We start from the raw sequence: 4,431 nt of genomic DNA, 5'->3' as shown, positions 1-4,431 counted from the left end.
GAATTGCGATGACCGGTGGATACACCGGCGCTGGAAGCAGAAGTAGCGATCATGGCAGTCAAGTCTTCAATAAGCGCGCGAACGCGTTCCGCGCGGCGCTGCGCGGCGTTAAAAACGTAGTAAGTTCTATTTTTTTAAAAGGTGCTACCGGATTGCCGGTGCAAGGTCGCCGCAGCATTGGAGTTGTAAGACGAGGCTGCTTACTCGAGAAACTGCAACAGCTGGCCTGTGGCGCGAGGCAAGCCGTTATGTGAATTATTGATCGTGGTTGGCTTGCGCAACTGTTCAAGGGCGACGGAATCTTGTCTGAACCGGACGTGTTTTATGTCATGCGCCGCCACTGCGTGAGAAAGCCATATGATCGTTCATGAACAATCGAGTGAGCTCTTAGCCGTGGAGCAGGCGAGGTTTGCGTCGATAGCCTAAAGACTAGGGGGATGTACTGCTGGACTCCCATGGGGTGGCGCCTGTTCTCGGGAATAGCCAAGAGCAGGCACGGTTTTACCGCTATAGCTGTAGAGTAAGGAGGCTCCGAAGGATATCAGCCTCGCCCACCCCAGATACCTTGATCAATACAGACGAAGCCATCAAACAGCAAACGCGCCGTCCTCACCAACCCACACCCCGTGATCACGCCACGTTCCAAGCTGATCTCCACTGTAAATTCGCCGCTAGGATGCTCCACCGCCAAACGCTGGATATCACCGCCGCACGTGCTGGCAAGCCCCTGTGCAACCGACCTTTCGATCAGACAGGCCGTGGCGACACTCACCGCGCCAAACACCCCGATGGACGCATGGCAACGGTGCGGAATGAACGAGCGGGTATTGACCGTGCCGCCGTTGCGCGGCGCCGACAGCAGGCACATCTTTGGCACATTGCGCTGGCTGACATCACCCAGGTTCATGCGTGGGCCCAGTTGCAGGCGGATGGCTTCCAGGCGCGTTTTCAGTGCACTGTCGGCATCCAGCGTTTCGCACGGCTCGTAGCCGGTCACGCCAAGGTCTTCGGCACGCAGCAGCACAACCGGCATGCCGTTGTCGATGCAGGTCACTTCCACGCCATCGACCCGGTCGCGGCTGTTGCCGGTCGGCAGCAGGGCTCCACAGCTGGCGCCGGCCACGTCGGCAAACGTCACCACCAGCGCCGCCGCCCGGCCCGGCACGCCATCGATACGGGTATCGCCGGCATACTCCACCTGGCCATCGGTGGTCGGCACCTGGGCCACGGCGAGCTGCCCGGTGTTTTCCATGAATATACGCACCGGTGTGCTCGCGCCGCTGGCGGCCACCAGGCCGCGCTCGATGGCGAAGGGCCCGACGCCGGCCAGGATGTTGCCGCAGTTCTGCCCGTAGTCCACCCGCGCTTCGTCCACCACCACCTGCGCGAACAGGTAGTCGACGTCGGCGTCCTCGCGCTGCGAGGCGCGGATGATGGCGACTTTGCTGGTGAGCGAGTCGGCGCCGCCAATCCCGTCGATCTGCCGGGCATCGGGCGAGCCCATCACCGCCAGCAGCACGCGGTCACGCAGCGGGCCAGGGGCGGGCAGGTCGTCATGCAGAAAATAGGCACCCTTGGAGGTGCCGCCACGCATCAGCAGGCAAGGTATGCGGGTCTGGCCCATGTTCAACCTTCCAGGTCAGTGAGGTGCTCGACATAACGCAGGCCCTTCGCCGCCAGGCGCGGGCGCATCTCGTAAATGTCCAGGCCAAGCTCGCCGGCGGCCAGGCGCAGGCGTTTGCGCTCTTCCAGGTCGGCGCGTTGGGTGGCGGCTTCGAGTACCGCCTGGGCTTCGCCATGGCGCACCACCACGACGCCGTCGTCATCGGCAACCACGATGTCGCCGGCATTGACGAGCTGCCCGGCGCACAGCAGCGGCAGGTTCACCGACCCCAGCACTTCCTTCACCGTGCCTTGGGCGTTGATGGCGCGCGACCACACGGCAAAGCCCATGTCGCGCAGGGTCTGGCTGTCGCGCACGCCTGCGTCGATCACCAGGCCGCGCACGCTGCGGGCCTGCAGCGAGGTCGCCAGCAGGTCGCCGAAATAGCCATCGCTGCACGGCGAGCTGGGCGCTACTACGAGTACGTCGCCCGGGCGGCACTGCTCCACGGCCACATGGAACATCCAGTTGTCGCCAGGGGCCACCAGCACGGTAACCGCGCTGCCGGCCACTGCCACACCTTGCTGGATGGGGCGCACGGCGGTATTGAACAGCCCCTTGCGACCTTGGGCCTCATGCACCGTGGCAACGCCCAGCCGGCCCAGGGCATCGATCAGTTCCTGCTCGACGCGCGGGATATTACGTACCACGATGCCGGTCTTGCCGATCAGCCCGCTCATGCCAGGTTCTCCGTCACGCGTGGGAACACGCTCTGCAGGCCTTCGGCGTAGACGATGTTGCGTGCGCTGGTGATGCCCACGTTACGCTTGGCCTGCACGCCGCGCTGCAGGGCCACGCGGGTGTAGTACTCCCAGAGGTGTTCCTGGCCGGCCATGCACTGGATGGCGGCATACTTTTTGTCCCACACCGGGGTGATGTCCAGGAAGGTGTCCGGGCGCCATTCGCACTGCTCGGGCTGGTGCGGCTCAAAGGCGTACACGGGCGGTGCGCCAACGATCTTCTCGCCCGGCTTGTAGCCTTCGGCCTGGGCGATGATGCGGGCTTCCTGGGCCAGGTTCATGGCCAGCGGGTGGTCGTAGTTGTAGGGGTCTTTCAACGAATGGCTGAGCACGAACTCCGGTTGTACCCGGCGATACACATCGGCCAGGCGGAACAGGGTGTCCTTGTCGGCGCGCATCGGGTAGTCGCCGATATCGAAGAATTCCACGCTGGCGCCGAGGATTTCGGCTGCTGCCATGGCTTCCTCACGGCGTGCATCCTTGACCTTGGCTTCGGTCATTTCACCCTTGCGCCACAGCTTGGCAGACTCGCCACGCTCACCGAACGACAGGCAAACCACGTGCATGGCATAGCCTTGCTCAGCGTGCAGCGCAATGGCGCCACCGGCACGCCAGACAAAGTCGGCCGAATGTGCACTGACCACCAGGGCGGCTTTTTGTGGGGTATTCATTGTTCGTAGGCTCCTGCAGTGGGGGTTGACGCAGGATGTCATCGGCCTGCGCACGGCACTAATGCGTTCACTTGCAACGGCTATGCGTTTTATTTATTGCCTGGCAAGCGGGGTAGGGGCATAGTCGCCCCAGTCACGAGCCGAGCGCCGGGGAAGCCTTATGATCGACGTCGAACTGCCCAACCTGATGCAAGTACGTGCGTTCATCCGGGTCGCCGAGTTGGGCAGCGTTTCGCGGGCAACGCAGGTGTTGTTCCGTGCTCAGTCCGTGGTCACCCGCGCCATCGCCGAGCTGGAGGCGCGGTTCGCTGTCCCGCTGTTCGAGCGCCATGCCAATGGCATGCGCCTGACCGACTATGGCGAGTGCCTGCTGCCGCGTGCACAGCGCGTGCTGGCGGAACTGGACGGTGTGCCGGGGTTGCTGGGCACCGCGCAGGGCGAGCCCCTGTATCTGTTTCAGGCGCGGCGCCTGCAGGTGTTCGTGAAACTCTGTGAAACACGGCACATGCAAACCGTGGCGCGGCACTTCGGCCTTAGCCAGCCGGCCGTCAGTGCTGCGTTGAAAGTGCTCGAAGGCGGGTGCGGGCAGCCCTTGTTCGTGCGCACGTCGCGCGGCCTGCAGCCCACTGTGGCCAGCCGGGACATTCTTTTCCCCATCCGCCGGGCGCTGAACGAGTTGCGCCACATGGACAGTGACCTGAGTGCGATGCAAGGCACCCTGCGCGGGGTGGTGCATGTCGGCGCGTTACCCTTGGGCCGCTCGCGCATTCTGCCGGAGGCCATTTTGCGTTTTACCGCCCAGCATCCACAGGTCCGGGTGGTGACCAACGAAAGCCCGTTCGACCTGCTGGCAACCGAATTGCGGGTAGGGGATGTGGACTTCGTGCTGGGCGCCTTGCGGCCTCACGACTATGCCAGCGACCTGGTGGGCGAGCCGCTCATCAACGAGGAAATGGTGCTGCTGGCCCGCCGGGGGCACCCGTTGTTGCACACACACCTGACGCTCAAGGGCGTGCACCAGGCGCGCTGGGTGTTGCCGCGGGCCGGCTCGCCGGCCCGCGGGCTGCTCGACAACTGCTTCGCCGCCGCTGGTTTGGCTGCGCCGTGGCCGGTGGTGGAAAGCGCTGATCTGGCGGTTATCCGTGGCCTGCTGGTGCGTTCAGACATGCTGGCGGCGGTGTCTGCGCACCAGTTGGCGTACGAGATTGCCAGCGGCGAGCTGCAACGCCTGCCGCTGGCACTGCCCGGTACTGCCCGCGCAATCGGCCTCATGCAGCGCAGTGGCTGCCTGCAGTCACCGGCGGCGGTCGCGCTGATGGCTTGTATCCGCCAGGTGATCACCGAGCAGGCATGAGCC

The 4,431-nt window shown here is 64.3% G+C and carries 5 protein-coding genes; 2 read left to right on the top strand and 3 right to left on the bottom strand.

What is annotated here, in order from left to right:
• A partial coding sequence (locus tag HP546_RS31165) for a hypothetical protein (protein ID WP_218584618.1) occupies positions 1 to 254 on the top strand: 254 nt, incomplete at its 5' end.
• A gap of 287 nt (positions 255 to 541) precedes the next feature.
• Here HP546_RS31165 and HP546_RS26530 read toward each other — a convergent pair.
• From HP546_RS26530 to galB, 3 genes are read right to left on the bottom strand one after another with little or no spacing between them, the layout of a single operon-like run.
• The gene (locus tag HP546_RS26530; protein WP_172231704.1) at positions 542 to 1,624 is read right to left on the bottom strand and encodes a 4-oxalomesaconate tautomerase; all 1,083 of its coding nucleotides are present in this window, start codon (positions 1,622 to 1,624) and stop codon (positions 542 to 544) included.
• Between the two features lie 2 nt (positions 1,625 to 1,626).
• Positions 1,627 to 2,343 (bottom strand): 4-carboxy-4-hydroxy-2-oxoadipate aldolase/oxaloacetate decarboxylase, encoded by a 717-nt coding sequence (locus HP546_RS26525; RefSeq protein WP_172231701.1) that lies wholly within the window; start codon positions 2,341 to 2,343, stop codon positions 1,627 to 1,629.
• Positions 2,340 to 3,116 carry a 4-oxalmesaconate hydratase gene (galB, locus tag HP546_RS26520; RefSeq protein WP_119688716.1) on the bottom strand — a complete coding sequence of 259 codons (777 nt, stop codon included), beginning with the start codon at positions 3,114 to 3,116 and terminating at the stop codon, positions 2,340 to 2,342. The genes HP546_RS26525 and galB overlap by 4 nt, the downstream gene beginning before the upstream one ends.
• 118 nt (positions 3,117 to 3,234) lie before the next feature.
• Between galB and HP546_RS26515 the strand changes: the two genes are divergently transcribed.
• Positions 3,235 to 4,428, top strand: a complete 1,194-nt coding sequence (locus HP546_RS26515) for a LysR family transcriptional regulator (RefSeq protein WP_161872903.1) — start codon at positions 3,235 to 3,237, stop codon at positions 4,426 to 4,428.
• Positions 4,429 to 4,431: the final 3 nt, after the last annotated feature.

The sequence above is a fragment of the Pseudomonas sp. CM25 genome (genome assembly GCF_013179705.1).
Lineage (GTDB): Bacteria > Pseudomonadota > Gammaproteobacteria > Pseudomonadales > Pseudomonadaceae > Aquipseudomonas.
This window is presented reverse-complemented; position numbering and strand designations above follow the sequence as displayed.